The organism is Microbacterium sp. 4R-513, from assembly GCF_011046485.1.
GTDB lineage: Bacteria > Actinomycetota > Actinomycetes > Actinomycetales > Microbacteriaceae > Microbacterium.
In genome coordinates this window covers 3,652,069-3,670,243 of the sequence record NZ_CP049256.1, presented here as the reverse complement: position 1 = coordinate 3,670,243, position 18,175 = coordinate 3,652,069, and the positions used below count along the sequence as shown (strand labels likewise).

The 18,175-nt window shown below is 71.3% G+C and carries 21 protein-coding genes; 15 read left to right on the top strand and 6 right to left on the bottom strand.

What is annotated here, in order from left to right; translation table 11 throughout:
• Nucleotides 1-25 precede the first annotated feature (25 nt).
• From G5T42_RS16375 to G5T42_RS16360, 4 genes are all read left to right on the top strand, one after another.
• Nucleotides 26-373, top strand: a complete 348-nt coding sequence (locus G5T42_RS16375) for a TraR/DksA C4-type zinc finger protein (RefSeq protein WP_165129819.1) — start codon at nucleotides 26-28, stop codon at nucleotides 371-373.
• A gap of 153 nt (nucleotides 374-526) precedes the next feature.
• On the top strand, nucleotides 527-808 hold the full coding sequence (locus tag G5T42_RS17855) for a YchJ family metal-binding protein (protein WP_241245872.1): 282 nt from the start codon (nucleotides 527-529) through the stop codon (nucleotides 806-808).
• A 47-nt stretch (nucleotides 809-855) separates the two neighbouring features.
• Nucleotides 856-1,776 carry a homocysteine S-methyltransferase gene (mmuM, locus tag G5T42_RS16365; RefSeq protein ID WP_165129818.1) on the top strand — a complete coding sequence of 307 codons (921 nt, stop codon included), beginning with the start codon at nucleotides 856-858 and terminating at the stop codon, nucleotides 1,774-1,776.
• Between the two features lie 44 nt (nucleotides 1,777-1,820).
• Nucleotides 1,821-3,251: an amino acid permease gene (locus G5T42_RS16360; RefSeq protein ID WP_241245871.1), complete on the top strand. Its 1,431-nt coding sequence runs from the start codon at nucleotides 1,821-1,823 to the stop codon at nucleotides 3,249-3,251.
• A 49-nt stretch (nucleotides 3,252-3,300) separates the two neighbouring features.
• Here the strand turns inward: G5T42_RS16360 and G5T42_RS16355 are convergent, their stop codons facing one another.
• Complete coding sequence (locus G5T42_RS16355) at nucleotides 3,301-4,086, bottom strand: SDR family oxidoreductase (protein WP_165129816.1); 786 nt, start codon at nucleotides 4,084-4,086, stop codon at nucleotides 3,301-3,303.
• A 62-nt stretch (nucleotides 4,087-4,148) separates the two neighbouring features.
• On the opposite strand from G5T42_RS16355, the gene G5T42_RS16350 reads away from it, so the two are divergent.
• On the top strand, nucleotides 4,149-4,760 hold the full coding sequence (locus G5T42_RS16350) for a TetR/AcrR family transcriptional regulator (RefSeq protein ID WP_165129815.1): 612 nt from the start codon (nucleotides 4,149-4,151) through the stop codon (nucleotides 4,758-4,760).
• A complete protein-coding gene (locus G5T42_RS16345; RefSeq protein ID WP_165129814.1) occupies nucleotides 4,757-5,854 on the top strand; it encodes an NAD(P)-binding domain-containing protein in 1,098 nt (365 codons plus the stop codon). Before G5T42_RS16350 ends, G5T42_RS16345 begins: the two co-directional genes overlap by 4 nt.
• Here the strand turns inward: G5T42_RS16345 and G5T42_RS16340 are convergent.
• Complete coding sequence (locus tag G5T42_RS16340; protein WP_165129813.1) at nucleotides 5,851-6,564, bottom strand: MBL fold metallo-hydrolase; 714 nt, start codon at nucleotides 6,562-6,564, stop codon at nucleotides 5,851-5,853. The genes G5T42_RS16345 and G5T42_RS16340 overlap by 4 nt on opposite strands.
• Before the next feature lie 86 nt (nucleotides 6,565-6,650).
• Between G5T42_RS16340 and G5T42_RS16335 the strand changes: the two genes are divergently transcribed.
• Nucleotides 6,651-7,175 (top strand): TetR/AcrR family transcriptional regulator, encoded by a 525-nt coding sequence (locus G5T42_RS16335; RefSeq protein WP_165129812.1) that lies wholly within the window; start codon nucleotides 6,651-6,653, stop codon nucleotides 7,173-7,175.
• Here G5T42_RS16335 and G5T42_RS16330 read toward each other — a convergent pair whose 3' ends face one another.
• Complete coding sequence (locus tag G5T42_RS16330; protein WP_165129811.1) at nucleotides 7,176-7,472, bottom strand: DUF503 domain-containing protein; 297 nt, start codon at nucleotides 7,470-7,472, stop codon at nucleotides 7,176-7,178. It abuts the gene before it with no gap.
• A gap of 146 nt (nucleotides 7,473-7,618) precedes the next feature.
• Here G5T42_RS16330 and G5T42_RS16325 point away from each other — a divergent pair, with 146 nt between their 5' ends.
• Both G5T42_RS16325 and G5T42_RS16320 read left to right on the top strand, forming a co-directional pair.
• A complete protein-coding gene (locus G5T42_RS16325; RefSeq protein WP_165129810.1) occupies nucleotides 7,619-8,278 on the top strand; it encodes an SDR family oxidoreductase in 660 nt (219 codons plus the stop codon).
• Nucleotides 8,279-8,298: 20 nt separating this feature from the next.
• Entirely contained in the window at nucleotides 8,299-9,348 is a 1,050-nt protein-coding gene (locus G5T42_RS16320) for a zinc-dependent alcohol dehydrogenase family protein (protein WP_165129809.1), read from the top strand.
• Nucleotides 9,349-9,355: 7 nt separating this feature from the next.
• Here G5T42_RS16320 and G5T42_RS16315 read toward each other — a convergent pair whose 3' ends face one another.
• Nucleotides 9,356-9,838: an STM3941 family protein gene (locus G5T42_RS16315; RefSeq protein WP_165129808.1), complete on the bottom strand. Its 483-nt coding sequence runs from the start codon at nucleotides 9,836-9,838 to the stop codon at nucleotides 9,356-9,358.
• A 201-nt stretch (nucleotides 9,839-10,039) separates the two neighbouring features.
• Nucleotides 10,040-10,669 (bottom strand): hypothetical protein, encoded by a 630-nt coding sequence (locus G5T42_RS17515; RefSeq protein ID WP_206535793.1) that lies wholly within the window; start codon nucleotides 10,667-10,669, stop codon nucleotides 10,040-10,042.
• Nucleotides 10,670-10,691: 22 nt separating this feature from the next.
• On the opposite strand from G5T42_RS17515, the gene G5T42_RS16305 reads away from it, so the two are divergent.
• A complete protein-coding gene (locus G5T42_RS16305) occupies nucleotides 10,692-10,979 on the top strand; it encodes a hypothetical protein (protein WP_165123778.1) in 288 nt (95 codons plus the stop codon).
• Nucleotides 10,980-11,010: 31 nt separating this feature from the next.
• Here G5T42_RS16305 and G5T42_RS16300 read toward each other — a convergent pair whose 3' ends face one another.
• Nucleotides 11,011-12,546, bottom strand: a complete 1,536-nt coding sequence (locus tag G5T42_RS16300) for a carboxylesterase/lipase family protein (RefSeq protein WP_165129807.1) — start codon at nucleotides 12,544-12,546, stop codon at nucleotides 11,011-11,013.
• A gap of 295 nt (nucleotides 12,547-12,841) precedes the next feature.
• Here G5T42_RS16300 and rpsA point away from each other — a divergent pair, with 295 nt between their 5' ends.
• From rpsA to G5T42_RS16275, 5 genes are all read left to right on the top strand, one after another.
• On the top strand, nucleotides 12,842-14,296 hold the full coding sequence (gene rpsA, locus G5T42_RS16295) for a 30S ribosomal protein S1 (protein WP_165129806.1): 1,455 nt from the start codon (nucleotides 12,842-12,844) through the stop codon (nucleotides 14,294-14,296).
• Nucleotides 14,297-14,443: 147 nt separating this feature from the next.
• Nucleotides 14,444-15,664: a hypothetical protein gene (locus tag G5T42_RS17850; RefSeq protein WP_165129805.1), complete on the top strand. Its 1,221-nt coding sequence runs from the start codon at nucleotides 14,444-14,446 to the stop codon at nucleotides 15,662-15,664.
• 5 nt (nucleotides 15,665-15,669) lie between these two features.
• Nucleotides 15,670-16,611, top strand: coding sequence for an ABC transporter ATP-binding protein (locus G5T42_RS16285; RefSeq protein ID WP_165129804.1), 942 nt, complete (start codon nucleotides 15,670-15,672; stop codon nucleotides 16,609-16,611).
• Nucleotides 16,598-17,494 (top strand): ABC transporter permease subunit, encoded by an 897-nt coding sequence (locus tag G5T42_RS16280; RefSeq protein WP_165129803.1) that lies wholly within the window; start codon nucleotides 16,598-16,600, stop codon nucleotides 17,492-17,494. Before G5T42_RS16285 ends, G5T42_RS16280 begins: the two co-directional genes overlap by 14 nt.
• Before the next feature lie 66 nt (nucleotides 17,495-17,560).
• Nucleotides 17,561-18,121: a GIY-YIG nuclease family protein gene (locus G5T42_RS16275; protein ID WP_241245870.1), complete on the top strand. Its 561-nt coding sequence runs from the start codon at nucleotides 17,561-17,563 to the stop codon at nucleotides 18,119-18,121.
• The last annotated feature ends 54 nt before the right edge of the window (nucleotides 18,122-18,175 follow it).

Below are 18,175 nucleotides of genomic sequence, written 5' to 3'. Positions count from 1 at the left end.
GGGACGGGGCCTAGGCTGAGTGCCCGTGAAGCACCCGGCCGACCTCCTCGCCGAAGAGCGCGCCGCGACGCTCGCGCGCCTCGAACTCCTCGACGCCGAGATCGCCGAGCTGCGCCTCGACCGTGGGCGGGAGTCTGCCGACGACGAGCACGACCCAGAGGGGGCGACGCTGTCGGGCGAGTGGTCCAAGCTCGAAGGGCTGCGCTCGGGTGCGCTCGCCGAACTGGGGGAAGTGGATGCCGCGCTCGCGCGCGTCGCCGACGGAACGTACGGCGTCTGCGTCGACTGCGGGCGCCGGATCCCGGTCGAGCGGCTGCGGGTGCGCCCCACCGCGACCCGCTGCGTCGACTGCGCGGCGAAGGCGGGTGGCTGATGTCGTTCGGGCGTGGTGCCTCGCGGGCTCCGCGCGACGGATTCGTGACGGTCGCCGACGGCGACCTGTGCCCCTGCGGGAGCGGGGGGACGCTTCGAGGGATGCTGCGCTCCGCTGCTGCGCGGAGAGCCGGCGCCGACGGCCGAGCGTCTCATGCGCTCGCGCTACTCGGCTTTCGTCGTGGGGGACGAGCGCCATCTCAAGGGATCGTGGCATCCCGCGACGCGGCCCGACAAGCTCGACCTCGACCCGCACCTCCGATGGACGGGCCTCGAGGTGGTGGGGACGACGGGAGGACAGTCCGGCGAGAAGCGCGGAACTGTCGAGTTCCGCGCCGGGTGGCGTGACGGTCGCGACACCGGCACCCTCCACGAGGTGAGCCGGTTCGTGTTCCAGAGCGACCGCTGGTGGTACCTCGAGGGCGAAGTGGGCTGACCGATCCGCGACGTGCGTGAGGGCGCGCGCGACCTAGACTGACGCGCATGCTGCGCCTCACCGACGCCCTTGCGGCCGGTCCCGTCGTCCTCGACGGCGGCCTCGGCACGCTGCTGGAGGAGCGCGGCAACGACCTCTCGTCGTCGCTTTGGTCGGCACGGCTGCTCCTCGACGAGCCGGGCGAGATCCGCGCCGCGCACGAGGCCTTCTTCGCCGCGGGTGCCCGCGTCGCGATCACGGCGTCCTACCAGGTGAGCTACGAGGCGCTCGAGGCCGAGGGGCTCGACGCCCCGACCGTCGACCTGCTGCTCATGCGCAGCGTCGCGCTCGCGCGGCGGGCACGGGCCGACACCGGCCACGACCACGACGCGTGGGTCGCGGCATCCGTCGGCCCCTATGGCGCGACGCTCGCCGACGGCAGCGAGTACACGGGGGACTACGGCCTCACGACCGCGGAGCTGCGGGAGTGGCACCGGCCGCGCCTGCAGTCGCTCGCAGGCGCCGGCCCGGATGTGCTCGCGATCGAGACCATCCCCTCGCTCGATGAGGTGGCGGCGATCGCCGCCGAGCTGCGCGGACTCGGCGTGCCGGCATGGCTGAGCGTCACGATTGCCGGAGACCGCCTTCGGACGGGCGAGAGCCTCGCGGAGGCCTTCGCGATCGCGGACGCCGCGGACGAGATCGTCGCCGTCGGAGTCAACTGCTGCGACGCGGTCGACGTGGAGGCCGCGCTCACTCTGGCACGGTCCGTCACCGACAAGCCGCTGGTGGCGTACCCGAACAGCGGGGAGGTCTGGGACGCCGACGACCGCTCCTGGTCGGGGCACGGCGGAGAGCTTGCGGGACAGGTGGGCGGCTGGCTCGCGGCGGGAGCACGGCTCGTCGGCGGATGCTGTCGCGTCGGCCCGGCTCAGATCCACGACGTGGCCGAAGCCGTCGCGGCGGGCGCGCCCGGTCGACAAGGCTGAGCCGCCGCCCCTACGCTGGCGACCACGCGACGGAAGGGGCATCCGTGAGTCTTCGACAGCAGCTGCTGCGACGCAAGCCGATCGTCCCTCCCACCGAGCACCCCGGCGGGCTCCAACGACGTCTCGGCACCTTCCAGCTGGCGATGCTCGGCGTCGGAGCGACCGTGGGAACCGGCATCTTCTTCGTCATGCACGAGGCCGTCCCGCTGGCCGGTCCCGCCGTCATCCTGTCGTTCCTGCTCGCGGGACTCGCCGCCGGGCTCTCCGCCGTCTGCTACGCCGAGCTGGCCTCGGCCGTGCCGGTCTCGGGGTCGACGTACTCCTACGCGTACGCGACGCTCGGGGAGGTCGTCGCGATCGGCGTCGCGGCGTGCCTCGTCCTCGAATACGGGGTCTCGACGGCCGCCGTCGCCTCGGGCTGGAGCGGGTACCTCAACGTGCTGCTGGACGACCTGTTCGGCTGGAGCGTCCCGCCGGAGCTCAGCGCCGCGCCCGGGGAGGGCGGCATCCTGAATCTGCCTGCCGTCGTGCTCGTGGGTCTGTGCGCGGTCCTGCTCATCCGCGGCACGCGCGAATCGGCCGTCGTCAACGTGGTCATGGTGCTCATCAAGCTCGGTGTGCTCGTGATGTTCGGGGCGATCGCCTTCACCGCCTTCAACGCCGACAACTTCGCCGACTTCGCGCCGGGCGGCGCCGGCGGGGTCACCGCCGCGGCCGGAACGATCTTCTTCACCTTCATCGGGCTCGACGCCGTGTCGACCGCGGGCGACGAGGTGCGCGATCCTCAGCGAGCCCTTCCGCGCGCGATCCTGCTCGCCCTCGTGGTCGTGGTCGTGGTCTACCTCTTCGTCGCCGTCGCGGCGCTCGGCACGCAGCCGTGGCAGGACTTCTCAGATCCTGAGCAGCAGAAGGCCGGGCTCGCCGTCATCCTTCAGGACGTCGTCGGAGCATCCTGGCCAGCGACCGTGCTCGCGGCGGGCGCCGTCATCTCGATCTTCTCGGTGACGCTCGTGACACTCTTCGGCCAGACGCGCATCCTCTTCACGATCGGCCGTGACGGGATGCTGCCGAAGATCTTCGCCCGCGTGAACCCCAAGACCCACACCCCCGAGTTCACGACGGTCGTCGTCGCGATCGCGGTCGCCGCGCTCGCCGGGTTCGTGCCGCTGTCGAATCTGTGGGACCTCGTCTCGCTCGGCACGCTCATCGCCTTCATCGTCGTCTCGATCGGCGTGATCGTGCTGCGGCGCACACGGCCCGATCTGCCGCGCGGGTTCCGGGTGCCGGGCTACCCGGTCGTGCCCGTCCTCTCGGTCATCGCATGCCTCTACATCCTGTCGGGACTGCCCTGGACGACCTACCTGTGGTTCCTCCTGTGGCTCGCGATCGTCATGGCCTTCTACCTGCTGTGGGGTCGACACCACAGCGTGCTGGGCGACCCGGTCGCCGAGGCGCGAGAAGAAGCGGGGGAGTAGGTCGTCGTATCCCCGTCTCCGCCGGTGCCGTGTCGGGCGCCGCGGCTCGTCAGCGGAGCACCCGGCCCGAGACGGCGAGAGTCGTGCGCCGAGGCATCCATCCCACCAGGCGCGCCGTCAGCGCGTTCAGGCGACCCGAGACGAAGCTCGGCGGGGTGTTCGCCCGGTCGAGCTCGCGGAGCGCGCGCGTCACGACCTGCTCCGTGGTCTGGAAGCGGCCGACGGCGGCGTCCTCGGTGCCGACGACGTCGAAGAACTCGGTGCGGGTCGCGCCGGGGCTCACCGCGAGCACCGACAGCCCCGACCCGCGGGTCTCGTACGCGAGTGCCTCGGTGAAACTCAGCACGAAGGCCTTCGTCGCACCGTAGACGGCCATGTTCGGGCAGGGCTGGTAGGCGCCGGTGCTCGCGATGCTCACGAGCGCCCCGTCGCCCGCCCGCACGAGATCGGGAACGAACTCGCGCGTGAGAGCGACGAGCGCCGCGACGTTCAGCTGCACCATCTCGGCGATGCGCGCGGGATCCGCCTCGGCGAAGGCGCCCTTCATGCCGAATCCCGCGTTGTTCACGAGGGAGTGAACACGGATGCCTCGTCCGTCGAGCTCTGCGCGCAGCCGGGCGACGGCATCGCTGTCAGCGAGGTCCAGGGCTATCGGCGTCGCGTGGGTTCCGAATTCGGCCTCGAGGGCGGCCGCCAGCTCCGCGAGGCGGTCTTCCCGGCGAGCGACGAGAACGACATCGGCGCCACGCGCCGCGAACTGGCGAGCGAACTCGGCGCCGAGGCCGGAGCTCGCGCCGGTGATGAGGGCGGTGGTCCCGCGGTACGTCATGGTCATGCCCATCAATGTAGACAGTGACAGCATTGTTGTCAATGTCTACATTGCCCTATGCTGAGCAGGTGACAGACCGCTCCTACCATCACGGCAATCTCCGCGCTGCGCTGCTCGCGCGCGCGTGGGACGTGATCGACGAAGACGGCGCCGAGGCGCTCTCTCTTCGCGGTCTCGCCCGCGACGTCGGCGTCAGCCACGGAGCATCGGCGCGTCATTTCCGCGACCGGCAGGCGCTCCTCGACGCGATCGCGCTCGAGGGGTTCGAGCGCATGAACCGCAGTCTCGCGGAGGCGGTGGGGACGGATGCCTCGTTCCCCACACGGCTGCGGGCTGCCGGCCGCGCCTATGTGGAATTCGCCGTCGCGCATCCCGCGATCCTCGGTGTCATGTATTCGGCGAAGCAGCACGAAGATGCGAGTGCCGAGCTCCTCGAAGAGAGCCACGCCGGCATGCGCGGTCTCATCGACCTGATCGAGGAAGGCCAGGCGGCAGGCCAGGCCAAGGGCGGCGGCCCCGCACGCCTCGCGCTCGTGGCGTTCGCCTCGGTGCACGGAGTGGCGGCCCTGGCGACCGCCGATCTGCTCGACGGGGTTCCGTGGGAGGAAGCTGCCGAGGCCGTGCTGGCGTTCCTCGCCGAGGGAATCGACGCGGGGTCGGCGGCGTTCCACGAGTCATGAGCCCGCGCCCCGTCGACGTCGTCGTCATCGGGGCAGGGCAGGCGGGACTCTCGGCCGCGTATCACCTTCAGCGCCGCGGCTTCGTGCCCGACGGGCGGGCGGTCGCGAGCGACGAGACCTTCGTCGTCCTCGATGCCGACGACGCCCCGGGCGGAGCGTGGCAGCACCGGTGGGCGTCGCTGCGGATGGCTACGGTCAACGGCATTCATGAGCTGCCGGGCTTCCCCGTGCCGCCGGCCGATCCTGCTGCGGCGAGCCGCGACATCCTCCCCGCGTACTTCGCGGAGTACGAGGAGCGGTTCGCACTCGACGTGCAGCGTCCGGTCGCCGCGCGGGCGGTACGCCGCGAAGACGACGATCCGGCGGGTCGGCTCCTCGTCGAGACCGACGCCGGGACGTGGGCGGCACGCTACGTCATCAATGCGACGGGCACGTGGACGCGGCCGTTCTGGCCGCACTACCCCGGGCAGGAGCGGTTCCGCGGCCGCCAGCTGCACGTCGGCGACTTCGTGTCGGCCGACGAGTTCGCCGGCAGGCGCGTCGTGATCGTCGGCGCCGGAATCTCAGCTGTGCAGCTGCTCGACGAGATCTCGCGGGTGGCCGACACCTTCTGGGTGACACGGCGCGAGCCGCAGTGGGTCGAGGACGACTTCGACGTCCCGGCGCGCGTCGCCGCGATCGCGGGCGTCGAGGCACGGGTGCGCGAGGGACTCCCGCCCGGGAGTGTCATCTCGGTCACCGGCATGCACTGGACCCCGTGGGCCAGGGCTGCTCAGGCACGGGGAGTGCTCGTGCGGCATCCGATGTTCGCGTCGATCGAGGAGGACGGCGTGCGCATGCCCGAGGGATCGTTCGAGCCCGCGGACGTCATCCTGTGGGCGACGGGCTTTCGCGCCGCGATCGACCACCTCGCGCCCCTGCGCCTGCGCACGCCGCAGGGCGGCATCCGCGTCGCGGAGGGTCGCTCGATCGACGAGCCGAGGCTCTTCCTCATCGGATATGGGCCATCGCAGTCGACCGTCGGCGCCAACCGCGCCGGGCGCGACGCGGTGCGGGCGATCGTCGCCGAACGTGACGTGGAGGCGGCTGCTTAGGCGCCGCCCGCCCGGACCGCGGCAGCCACCTCCGCGGGCGATCCGCGCCACGGCGCCCCATGACCCGGGAGCACCCACGACGCGTCGAGCCCCGAGAGCCGGTCGAGCGACGCGGATGCCTCGGCGGGATCGTCGGTGAAGGGTGCAGGCTGCAGTCCCTTGCGACCCGTGAGCACGTGGCGGGTCGTGAGGGCGTCGCCCACGAAGACGGCGTCGGCCAGGCGGGAGTGCACCGCGATGCTGCCCGGCGAGTGCCCCGGCATCCCCACGATCACGGGTTGTCCGGGAAGGTCCAGCACATCGCCGTCGTGCACTTCGACCACCTCCGACACGTACGCGGTGGGGATCGCCCGCTTGCGCAGCGCATAGGCGAAGAATCCCAGCGTGGGGACGAGACGCATCGGCCCCGTGGACACCTTCGGCTTCTCGCCCGTGCGCGCCCGGTGAGCATCCGCCTCGTGCACGAAGACCGGCGCACCGTATTCGCGGCGGAGGCGTTCGGCGAAGCCGATGTGGTCGCTGTCGCCGTGCGTCAGGATGAGCCCGCGGATGTCCCGCGGCGTCCGGCCCAGCTCGGCGAGCTCGCGCTCGAGATCCTTCCAATGTCCCGGCAGCGCGGCGTCGATCACGGTGATGCCGTCGTCCGAGACGATGAGGTAGGCCGCGACGATGTCGTTGCCGATGCGGTGCAGATGGGGTGCGAGCTTCATGGTGGCGTCCCTTCGGTGGGAAGATTGTCATGGCTACGATAGTTAGCTATCATGGCTACTGTCAATAGCCATCCGTAGGAGGCCAGATGCCGACCCCAGATCGCACGTCGTATGCCGCCATCGTCGAAGCCGGGCGCCAGCTCCTCGAGGAGGGCGGTCCCGCCGGCGTCACCATGCAGCGCGTCGCCGAGCGGGTGGGGGTCCGGGCGCCGTCCCTCTACAAGCGCGTGCGGGACCGGGAGGCCCTCGTCTCGGCCGTCGCAGCGGCGACCGTGGCGGACCTCACCGAGCGGCTCGAGGCGTCCGACGGCTCCCTCGAAGGCCTCGCCCGCACCTACCGGTCCTTCGCCCACGACAGACCCGAGGGCTTCCGCCTGATGTTCGCGACGGCGGCGCCGCAGGAGGTGCTCGACCGTGTTGGAGTGACCGTCGTCCGCAGCGCCGGCGGGCTCGCGGGAGCCGATCACGCGCTCGACGCCGCCCGTCTCGTCACCGCATGGGCCACCGGCTTCGTGCAGATGGAGCTCGCCGGCGCGTTCCGGCTCGGCGGCGACATCGACGCCGCCTTCACCTTCGGCATCGAGACGCTGCGGCGGGGTCTGGCGCGATGATCAGTCGTCGTCGCTCGAGGCGAGGCGTCGCCGGGCGGCGAGGAGGGTCAGTTCGGGATGCTCCAGCACGACCGACTCCGCATGATCCAGGATGTGGCGGGCATGCGCGGGGTCTCCCGACACGACCCCCACTCCGACCGACGTGCGCCGGTGGAGATCCTGCAGCCCCACCTCGGCGACGGATCCCTCGGTTCGACGCCGCAGCTCGGCGATGAGCGGTCGGATGAGGCTGCGCTTCTCCTTGAGGGAGTGGACGTCGCCGAGGAGGATGTCGAACTCGATCCAGCCGATCCACATGGGTCCATCGTGGCAACAAGCGCGGGGTCCCGCACGACTTTCGCGTTCTCCGGCGACGCGGCCTCCTACGGTCTCGCTGAGCGACGCGCAAGCCCTGCCTCGGCATCGCCGCCCTCCCTAGGCTGAGCGAGACGGAAGGACCATCCATGGCGCGCATCCTCATCATCGGCGGACACGGCAAAGTCGCTCTCCTCCTCGAGCGCATCCTGGCGGAACGCGGAGACACCGTGACGGGCGTCATCCGCAATCCCGAGCACCAGGACGACGTGCTCGAGACGGGGGCGCAGTTCCTCCTCGCCGACATCGAGAAGTTCGACCTCGACCAACTGACGAATCTCGTCGCAGGGAACGACACCGTCGTGTGGTCCGCGGGCGCCGGAGGCGGCGACCCCGAGCGCACGTACGCCGTCGACCGCGATGCCGCGATCCGTTCGATCGACGCCGCCGTCGCGGCCGACGTGCGGCGGTACGTCATGGTGTCGTGGGTCGGCTCGAAGGAGGACCACGGCGTCCCCGAGGACAGCTCGTTCTTCCCCTACGCCGACGCCAAGCTCGCCGCCGACGAGCATCTTCGTGCGAGCGGTCTGGACTGGACGATCCTCGCGCCGGGCACTCTCACCCTCGATCCGCCGACCGGGCGCATCGCACTCGATCCCGCGGAGGGTGAGGACGCCGTCTCGCGGGCCGACGTCGCCGCCGTCGTGGCGGCGGTGCTCGACGACCCGGCCTCGACGATCGGGCGCACCTTCCGGTTCGGTGCGGGCGACGTCGCGATCGAAGAGGCGCTCAGGTCCGCGGCATCCTGAACCGCCCGTAGGCTCGGATCATGCTCGCAACCGTCATCCACGCCGCCCGCGACATCCGTGTCGAAGAAGTCCCCGACCCGACCCTGTCCACCGGCGGCGACGCCCTCGTGCGCGTCGTCGCCGCGTGTGTCTGCGGGTCCGACCTGTGGCCCTACCGTGGCGTCACGCCGACCCGCGAGCCGCATCGCATCGGCCACGAGTTCGTCGGCGTCGTCGAAGAGGTCGGCCCCGAGGTGCGCGACGTCAAGCCGGGCGACTTCGTGATCGCCCCGTTCTACGTGTGCGACGGCACGTGCGCGAACTGCCGCAACGGCGTGAGCACGTCGTGCCTCACCGGTGGCTGGTGGGGCAGTGACGACCGCTTCGGCGGCTTCGCCGACGGCGGGCAGGGCGAGCGCGTCCGCGTGCCGCTCGCCGACGGAACGCTCGCGGTCGTGCCCGGGCCGGTGGACGACGACGAGATCCCCGGCCTGCTCACGCTGAGCGACGTCATGGGCACGGGCCACCACGCCGCCGTCTCGGCCGGTGTCGGCCCCGGCGACTCGGTCGCCGTCGTCGGCGACGGCGCGGTGGGCCTGTGCGCCATCATCGCCGCCAAGCGCCTCGGCGCGACCACGATCATCGCGATGTCGCGGCACGAGACGCGCCAGGCGCTCGCGCGCGAGTTCGGCGCGACGCACATCGTCGAGGAGCGCGGCGACGAGGGTGTAGCCCGCGTTCAGGAGCTCACCGGTGGCATCGGCGCCGACCGCGTTCTCGAGTGCGTCGGCACCAAGGAGTCGATGGACCAGGCGCTGCGCTCCACCCGTCCCGGCGGAATGGTCGGCTACGTGGGCGTTCCCAACGGCGGCCCCGAGCTGCCGGTGCGGGCGATGTTCGGACGAAACGTCGGCGTGAACGGCGGCGTCGCGCCGGTGCGCGGGTACATCGAGGAGCTCCTCCCCGACGTGCGTTCGGGAGCCATCCAGCCGGGCCGCGTCTTCGACCTCGAGCTCCCGCTCGGCGAAGCCGCCGAGGCCTACGCCGCGATGGACGAGCGCCGCGCGATCAAGGTGCTGCTGCGCCCCTGAGCCGGGCTCAGGGCTGGCGGGCGCGCAAGGCAGCCGCGGCCTCCCGCGGCGGGCGGCCGAGCAGGCGCTCCTCGAATGTGAGGTCCCAGCCCGTCGCGGACCGGTTCGCCTTGAGTCCCTCGAGCGTGTAGACGCCGGGGGCGGCATCCGCCACCGCCTTCGGGTCCCGAAGACGGATGCCGACTGCGGTCTGCGTCGTGCCGATCCGGTCGATCGCCGACCAGGGGACGGTCACACGACCCTCGATGCGGATGCCCTGTTCGTCGGCGGTGAGCAGGGTGCTGCGACGGAACTGACTGACGAGCGAGATGCCCCCGCCGACGCCGAACACGCCGACGGCGGCCGCACCGAGGATGATGTTCAGCGGCTCCTGCGGATTGACGAGATAGACCACGACGCCGAGGGCCGCGATGACCGCGCACACGATCGCGAGCGCGATGAGCCGTCCGCGCGGGGTGACGATGCGAAGGGGCGGTGCCGAGGTGCTCACGAACACAGAGCCTACGTGCGCTGATGGGGGGTGCGACGCGCCGATCATCGTGTCGGTCGACCGTCGACGGCCGGTCGTGCGATAGAAAGACACGGTATGCGTCCGGGGGGATCGCTTTCTTCTGCTACCCGAAGGGACCCTCCTCGCCGTGAAGATCGTCAAGCGTGTCGCCATCGGGCTCGTCATCGCCTTCGCCGTGTTCTATCTCGTGACCAGACCAGAGGATGCCGCGAACGCCGTCCAGGGCGCCGTCGGCGCCGTCTGGGGGGCCGGCGCCGCGGTCGTCAGCTTCTTCGGCACCCTCGCCGCCGGCTGACCTTGCTCGATCCGCGGATCGACAAGCACCTCATCGCCGATCAGGGCGAGGTGGTGGTCGACGAGGTGCGCAAGCACTGGGCCGCGATGGTCGTGGCGATGCTGGAGCTGAGCGGCGGGCTGCTCCTCGTGCTGCTGTCGCCCTTCACGCCCGCGCAGGTGTCGTGGATGCCGCTCGTCCCTTTCCTCCTCGGCGCGGCGATCGTCGTGCACGCGGGGTGGCGGATCCTCGAGCGCCGCATGGACCGCTTCGTCATCACGAACATGCGCGTGTTCCGTGTGCACGGCATCCTGTCCCAGCGCATCGCGACCATGCCCCTCTCGCGCATCCTCGACATCTCGGTCCACAAGCCGTTCGTCGGCCGCATCCTCGGCTACGGCCACTTCGTCTTCGAATCGGCGGCCCAGGAGCAGGGCCTGCGCGAGATCCGCTTCGTCGGCGACCCCGACGCGCGCGGCCTGACGATCCAACGGGTTATCCAGCAGGCGGGCCTGCGCGGGTTCGTGTCGGGTCACCCCCTGGGCATGGGGGGGACGGATGCCGCAGCCGACCCCCGACGACGACGCCGACGACGGCGACCACGTCGAGGCGCTCGAGACCGACGACACCGGCAGCGAGGTCGTCGTGCCCCCGCGCCCGCCGCTGCCGCAGCGGCCGGCCGGCGAGCCCGCGGGCTGGGACTGGCTCGCCGACGCCCACCGCCGGGAAGAGGAGCACCTCGAGGGACTGCGCCGGGGCCGCTCCGGACCCGGCCCCGAGGCGGCGCGCTCGGACCCTTTCGACCCCGACCGCACGACGACGGCTCCGATAGACGTTCCGCGCTGATCGCGGCGGATCCGCGACGAAACCGGGCGCGTCAGCCGAAGGACAGCACGCGGTCGCCCCAGCTGCGGCGCAGCGGCGCATCGAGATCGGGGACGGCCCGGTCGCGGTCGTCGATGACGAGCGTCCACCGCGACTCGGCGTCGTACGCCGGCCAGGAGGGGGCATCGCCTCCCGCGTCCGGAGCCTCGCCGTGGGCGAAGGCCAGCCACCGCGCCTGCACGCGCCGAGAGACCGCCTCGGCGGCCCGCCGGCCGCCGAGCCAGAAGGTCGGGTCGACGCGGCCCCGGCGGAAGTTCCCCCACACGTAGGCGAGCTCCGCGCCGTGCGTCGCGCCGATTCCCAGCGCGTCGAGGGCGCGCGTTGCATGATCGAACCGGTAGAGCCACGTGTCGGCGACGCGGCTGTGGCCCTCCGCGACCCACAGCGTCGGCAGCCGGAACGCGATGTCGCGTGCGACCCCCGCTCCGACCGCCCTCTGCCGAACGCCGTCGTAGGCCTCGAGCACCTGTGCGCGGGTCGGCAGCGGCAGGTCGGGCCGCTCCGCGCGCATGTCGGCGAACATCTTCAGCAGGCGCTCCTCGGTCACCGGCATGAGGGGGCTCTTCATGCGCGTGAAGAAGGATGCCTCGTCCCGGTTCGTGCCGATCATGAGCGGCACGGGGAGGCCCCGACCCGACGAGAGGACGTCGGCCGGCGGCTCCGGCAGGAGGTGGCCGTCGACGACGGGCGCGAATGCGAGGGTTCCCGGGGCGCCGGTGGGCACCGCGGCGTACACCGCCGTGCCGGCCGCGACGACCGCGTCGACGCTGAGGCTCCGCGCGCCGGCGGCGGTCGAGGCATCCAGCCCCGCCTCGCGGAGGAACTGCTGCGCGACGCCGCGCGCACGCGCCGTTCCGTACATGCTCGTGGCGGGCGAGGACTCGGCGATCGCCCGGTGGAAGAGGCCGGCGGCAGACGGCGTCGCGAGGAGCGTGGTCACGAGGCCCCCGCCCGCGGACTCACCGAAGACGCACACGCGGCTCGGGTCGCCGCCGAACGCGGCGATGTTGTCCTGCACCCATCGCAGCGCCAACAGCACATCCTTCAGCGCGAGATTGCCGTCGTACTCCTCGTCGGCGGTGGAGAACGACGACAGGTCGAGGAAGCCGACCGCCCCGATGCGGTAGTTGAGCGTCACGACGACGACGTCGCCCGCGCAGACCAGGCTGCGGGCGTCGTACATGGGCTGGCTGCCCGCGCCGTAGGTGTAGGCGCCGCCGTGCAGCCACACCATCACGGGTAGCGGGCCGACAGCGCCCGCCGGGCGCCACACGTTGAGGAAGAGGCAGTCCTCGTCCATGCGGGCGTCGGCGCCGAGGTCGAGCACGGGCAGACGCTGCTGGGGAGCGACGGCGCCGAAGGACAGCGCATCGACCTCGCCCGCCGGCGCCGGCGCGACCGGGTCTCGGAAGCGGCGCTCGCCCGTGGGGGCGAGGGCGTACCGGATGCCTCGCCAGACGTCGACGCCGTCGGACGACGCCCCGCGGAACGTCCCGGCCGCGCACGCCGCGACAGGTGATTCGGTCATGCCCACCCCCTGGATGAGACGCGCCCCCGCGCGCCCGGACGCGGTCAGTCTACGAGCGGGCGGGGACGCCGAGGCCCTGAAACAGAAGGGGAGGGAACATCGCGGCTGACCAGCGCGTTCTGATACTCTGGAGCGTCACTCGTGTGGCCATCTCGCCACGCCTGGGTACAACGCGCCCAAGTGACATCGCACGAAAAAATCCGCTTCGCTTCGGTTCGTGGCATCCGTTCGCCCTTGTGCGGCGGCGGCTGGAATCGGAGCCCGAGATCCCAAACCAACAAGGACAACCCACTACATGACTATCGCAACGACCGCCCCGGCCACCAAGCAGGTCGCCATCAACGACATCGGATCTGCTGAGGACTTCCTGGCCGCGGTCGAGAAGACCATCAAGTCCTTCAACGACGGAGACCTCATCGAAGGCACCGTCGTGAAGGTCGACCGCGACGAGGTCCTCCTCGACGTCGGGTTCAAGACCGAGGGCGTCATCCCCTCGCGCGAGCTCTCCATCAAGCACGACGTCGACCCGAACGAGGTCGTCAAGGTCGGCGACGAGGTCGAAGCCCTCGTTCTCCAGAAGGAGGACAAGGAAGGCCGCCTCATCCTCTCCAAGAAGCGCGCGCAGTACGAGCGCGCCTGGGGCGACGTCGAGAAGATCAAGGAGAACGACGGTGTCGTCACCGGCTCCGTGATCGAGGTCGTCAAGGGTGGCCTCATCGTCGACATCGGCCTCCGCGGCTTCCTCCCGGCCTCGCTCATCGAGCTGCGCCGCGTCCGCGACCTCACGCCGTACCTCGGCCAGGAGATCGAGGCGAAGATCCTCGAGCTCGACAAGAACCGCAACAACGTCGTCCTGTCGCGCCGCGCTCTGCTCGAGCAGACGCAGTCCGAGTCGCGCACCACGTTCCTCAACAACCTGCACAAGGGCCAGGTCCGCAAGGGCACCGTCTCGTCGATCGTCAACTTCGGTGCGTTCGTCGACCTCGGCGGCGTCGACGGTCTCGTGCACGTCTCCGAGCTCTCGTGGAAGCACATCGAGCACGCGTCCGAGGTCGTCGAGGTGGGCCAGGAGGTCACCGTCGAGATCCTCGAGGTCGACCTCGACCGCGAGCGCGTCTCGCTGTCGCTCAAGGCGACGCAGGAGGACCCGTGGCAGGTCTTCGCCCGCACGCACGCGATCGGTCAGATCGCTCCGGGCAAGGTCACCAAGCTGGTTCCGTTCGGTGCGTTCGTCCGCGTCGCCGACGGCATCGAGGGCCTCGTGCACATCTCGGAGCTCTCGGGCAAGCACGTCGAGCTCGCCGAGCAGGTCGTGTCGGTCGGCGAAGAGGTCTTCGTCAAGATCATCGACATCGACCTCGAGCGTCGCCGCATCTCGCTCTCGCTCAAGCAGGCGAACGAGTCGGTCGACCCCAACGGCACCGAGTTCGACCCGGCTCTCTACGGCATGGTCACCGAGTACGACGAGCGTGGCGAGTACAAGTACCCCGAGGGCTTCGACCCCGAGTCGGGTGCCTGGCTCGAGGGCTTCGACGAGCAGCGCGAGAAGTGGGAGCAGGAGTACGCCGCGGCCCAGGGTCGCTGGGAGGCCCACAAGGCCGCCGTCGCCAAGGCCGCCGAGGCCGAGGCTGCGAACCCGACGGACTCCGGTTCGTTCGGCGGCTCGTTCTCGAGCGAGTCCGGCCCCGCCGGCACGCTCGCGGACGACGAGGCTCTCGCGGCTCTTCGCGAGAAGCTCTCGGGTCGCTGATCCGGCATAGATCCCTCTGATGCGCTGAGAGCGCGTCGAGATCGCGAAAGGCCGTCACCTCCGGGTGGCGGCCTTTTCGCGTGCCGGCAAGCTGAAGGTTCGCCGCACACCCCCGCCTGCGGGCCGCCGCGGACGTACCCTGGGTCCATGCGTTCTGGAGAGGCACGCGCTTCCGCGGCGGGCAGGCGCCGACGCTGGCCCATCGTCGCCGGATCCGCTGTTGCGGCCGGCGCGCTCATCGCCGCCGTCGCCGTCCCGCTCGCAGCCAGCGCGCAGGTGGACCTGCCCGACAAGACGGCGGCCGAGCTCGTCGAGTTCGCGGCCGGCAGCGATGTGGAGGCGATGACCGGCACGATCGAGCAGTCATCCGAGCTCGGCCTCCCGGACCTCCAGGGCCTTTTCGGGGACGAAGATGGCCCCGGGGCTGACGGCGGCTCCGCTGCGGGCCCCGCGGATGTCCTCGACCTGCTGATCGGCTCCCACACCGCGAACATCTACCGCGATGAGGACAGGGTGCGCCTGCAGGTGCTCGACCGGCTCGCGGAGCGCAACGTGTACGTCGACGGCGAGGCCGGCGAAGGATGGTTCGTCGACTCCGAGACGCAGACGGCGACGCGCTTCGCGCTGACCGGCGACCGCGACGCTCTCGCGGAGCACCTCGAGTCCCTCGCCGATGCGAAGCGGGCGGCTGCCGAGGAGCAGCTCGGAATGCCGATGCCGACGCCCGAGCAGATTCTCGACGACGCTCTGGCCCAGCTCGACGAGTCGACCGATGTCTCGGTGGGCACAGACGGGCGGGTCGCAGGTCGCGAGGTGTACGAGCTCGTGCTGCAACCGCGGACCGACGACACCCTCGTCGGCGAAGTCCGCTTCGCGATCGACGGGCAGACCGGTGCCGCGCTCGCGGCCTCGGTCACCGCGCGCGGAGCCGACGAGCCCGCGTTCCGCGTCGGCTTCACCGACGTCTCCTTCGAGGCGCCCCCTTCGTCCGACCTCGAGTTCGTTCCGGCAGACGGCTTCACCGTCGTCGAGAAGGACATCGCACTCCCGACGCCCGAGCAGCTCGACCAGGCCCGGCAGGAGGGCGCGCCGGACGACGGCTCCGCGGCGGAGCACGAGCGACCGATCGTCCACGGCGACGGATGGAGTGCCGTCATCGAGCTGCCTTCGAGCGACGGCCTCGACGGATCGTCCAGCGCAGGGTCGGCCGACGACACCGCGATGCTCGACCGGCTCACGACGGAGGTCGCCGGGGGCCGCGTGCTCGAGACGGCGCTCGTCACGGTGCTGTTCGCCGACGACGGCCGCGTCTTCGCCGGTGCCGTCACGCCCGAGCGTCTCGCCGCCGTCGCTGCCGGCGACGGCTGACCCGCGTGACCGACCTCGCCATTCAGACGTCTGGCCTGACCAAGCGATTCGGCGCTCAGACGGCGGTCGACGCCGTCGAGCTGGATGTGCCGCACGGCGCCGTCTTCGGATTCCTGGGCCCGAATGGGTCGGGCAAGACCACCACGATCCGGATGCTGCTCGGACTCGTGCGGCCGACGGCCGGCGAGGCGCACGTGCTGGGAGGTCGCGTACCCGACGCACTGCAGACGGTCCTTCCGCGCGTCGGGGCGCTGGTCGAAGGGCCGGCGTTCGCGCCGTTCCTGACGGGTCGGCAGAATCTGCGCCGGTACGACGCCACGGCCCGGCACGCGGCATCCGCGACTCGTCGCCGGCGGGTCGATCAAGCCCTGGAGCGCGTGGGGCTCGCGGCAGCTGCCGACAAGAAGGTGCACGCCTACTCGCTCGGCATGAAGCAGCGCCTCGGCATCGCCAACGCCCTGCTGATGCCTCGGGAACTGCTCGTGCTCGACGAGCCGACGAACGGCCTCGACCCCCAGGGCACTCGCGAGGTGCGCGGCCTCATCCGCTCGCTTGCCGCCGAGGGCTCGACCGTCTTCGTCTCGAGCCATCTGCTCGCCGAAGTCGAGCAGGTCTGCACCCACGTCGGCGTCATGAGCGCCGGACGACTCGTCGCGTCGGGCACGCTCGACGACCTGCGGCGGGGGAGCGGGGCGGCGCGCGTCGAACTGCAGACCCCCGACCTCGACGCCGCGCGCCGCGTGCTCGCCGAGGCCGGCATACAGGCGACGGACGCCGCCGCCTTCACCCTCGCGGGGACGCTCGGCGCCGGCGCGCCCCAGCCCGAAGAGCTCGTGGCCGCGCTCGTTGCGGCGGGGGTTCGGGTGCGGGGATTCGCGGTGCAGCAGACGAGCCTCGAGGACCGGTTCGTCGAGCTCACCGGGCAGGGTTTCGATGTCGTCGCCTGAGGCCGTTCGCGCCCCGGCGAAGACCGCGCCCTCGACGGTGCCTCCGGTGGACGTCGCCTCGCGGGGGAGCGGCCTCCCCGGGCTCCTCGGGAGCGAAGCGGCGACCCTCTTCCGCCGCTGGCGCACGTGGGCCATGCTGGGCGCGCTCGCGCTGGTCCCGGTGCTCCTCGCCGTGGCCGTGCGCATCGCCGGAGGTGCTGACCCCGGCGGCGGGCCGCCCTTCCTCGACCAGATCACCGACAACGGGGTCTTCGTGGGGCTTGCCGCTCTGACGGTCGCCATCCCGCTCTTCCTTCCCCTCACGATCAGCGTGGTCTCCGGCGATGCGATCGCCGGGGAGGCGAGCCTCGGCACGCTGCGCTACCTGCTCGTCGCGCCGTCGGGGCGGAGCGCCCTGCTCGTCGTCAAGTACGTCGTCGCGGCCGTCTTCTGCGTCGCGGCGACGTTCACGGTCGTCGCGATCGGCGTGCTCGTGGGGGGCCTCCTCTTCGGAGCCGGTCCCGTGACGCTCCTGTCAGGAGCCCAGGTGAGCCTCGGCGAGGGACTCCTGCGCTGCCTCGCCGTGGTGGCGTACGTGTCGGTGTCGATGCTGGGGCTGTCCGCGATCGGGGTGCTGCTGTCGACCCTGACGACCGTCCCGGTCGGAGCGATGGCCGCCACCGCGATCCTCGCGGTCGCGGCGCAGATCGTCGGCCAGATCCCGCAGCTCTCGGCGATCCATCCGTTCCTGTTCACGGACAAGTGGCTCGACTTCGGAGACCTCCTGCGATCACCGATCTCGTGGGACTCGTTCGCGGAGAACGCCGTACTTCAGGCGGCATGGATCGTCGCGGCCGGCGCCCTCGCTCTGTGGCGCTTCGGCACCCGCGACGTGCTGTCGTGATCGGGCGGCCAGGTCCGGCGCGCGCGAAGCGCCGCGATGTCGGGGCCGGCTCGTACACTGCGGGACGTGCCTGAGGAACCGCGTCGCTGCCTGGCAGCCGGGACCGGATGCCGCGGTCCGGTGCCCGACGACGCGCCTCTCGCGCTGTGCGAACTTCATCTCGCCGCCGCGGCCGACTGGGTGGCGGCCGCCCACGGCGTCACGGATGTCCTGCCCGCGCCGTGCCGCCTCTGCGGGTCGCGGCTCGGCATCCACTACCCGTCCGGCTGGATCTGCGCGACGTGCGAGTGGCGGTACGGCGATCTCGTCGACGGCGACCTCGCCCCGCCCCGCATCGATGTCGTGTACTACCTGCGGTACGCCGATCGCATCAAGATCGGCACTACGTCGAATCCGCGCCAGCGGTTCGCGGCGATCTGGCACGACGACGTTCTCGCGATGGAGCGAGGCGACAGACGGCTCGAGCAGCACCGGCACGCCCAGTTCGCCGAGGAGCGATTCGGGAGGACCGAGTGGTTCGCCCACTCCGATCTGCTGCGCGCCCATATCGACACCGTGCGCGGCGATGTGGAGCCGTGGGACCGCTACGCCCGGTGGATGAGCGAAGCGATCGCTCTGCACGGGTGAGGGCGACGGGAGGGGGTTCGATGCGACCCAAAAGCGATCCACAGCGCACTCCGA

Bases quoted from the DNA above. Each gene is read 5' to 3' on its own strand.
- G5T42_RS16330 (WP_165129811.1), bottom strand. From the start codon at position 7,472: ATGTGGATCGGCTGGATCGAGTTCGACATCCTCCTCGGCGACGTCCAC.
- G5T42_RS16335 (WP_165129812.1), top strand. From the start codon at position 6,651: ATGCCGACCCCAGATCGCACGTCGTATGCCGCCATCGTCGAAGCCGGG.
- G5T42_RS17855 (WP_241245872.1), top strand. From the start codon at position 527: ATGCGCTCGCGCTACTCGGCTTTCGTCGTGGGGGACGAGCGCCATCTC.
- G5T42_RS16345 (WP_165129814.1), top strand. From the start codon at position 4,757: ATGAGCCCGCGCCCCGTCGACGTCGTCGTCATCGGGGCAGGGCAGGCG.
- G5T42_RS16355 (WP_165129816.1), bottom strand. From the start codon at position 4,086: ATGACCATGACGTACCGCGGGACCACCGCCCTCATCACCGGCGCGAGC.
- rpsA (WP_165129806.1), top strand. From the start codon at position 12,842: ATGACTATCGCAACGACCGCCCCGGCCACCAAGCAGGTCGCCATCAAC.
- G5T42_RS16280 (WP_165129803.1), top strand. From the start codon at position 16,598: ATGTCGTCGCCTGAGGCCGTTCGCGCCCCGGCGAAGACCGCGCCCTCG.
- G5T42_RS16325 (WP_165129810.1), top strand. From the start codon at position 7,619: ATGGCGCGCATCCTCATCATCGGCGGACACGGCAAAGTCGCTCTCCTC.
- G5T42_RS16340 (WP_165129813.1), bottom strand. From the start codon at position 6,564: ATGAAGCTCGCACCCCATCTGCACCGCATCGGCAACGACATCGTCGCG.
- G5T42_RS17850 (WP_165129805.1), top strand. From the start codon at position 14,444: ATGCGTTCTGGAGAGGCACGCGCTTCCGCGGCGGGCAGGCGCCGACGC.
- G5T42_RS16305 (WP_165123778.1), top strand. From the start codon at position 10,692: ATGCCGCAGCCGACCCCCGACGACGACGCCGACGACGGCGACCACGTC.
- mmuM (WP_165129818.1), top strand. From the start codon at position 856: ATGCTGCGCCTCACCGACGCCCTTGCGGCCGGTCCCGTCGTCCTCGAC.
- G5T42_RS16320 (WP_165129809.1), top strand. From the start codon at position 8,299: ATGCTCGCAACCGTCATCCACGCCGCCCGCGACATCCGTGTCGAAGAA.
- G5T42_RS16300 (WP_165129807.1), bottom strand. From the start codon at position 12,546: ATGACCGAATCACCTGTCGCGGCGTGCGCGGCCGGGACGTTCCGCGGG.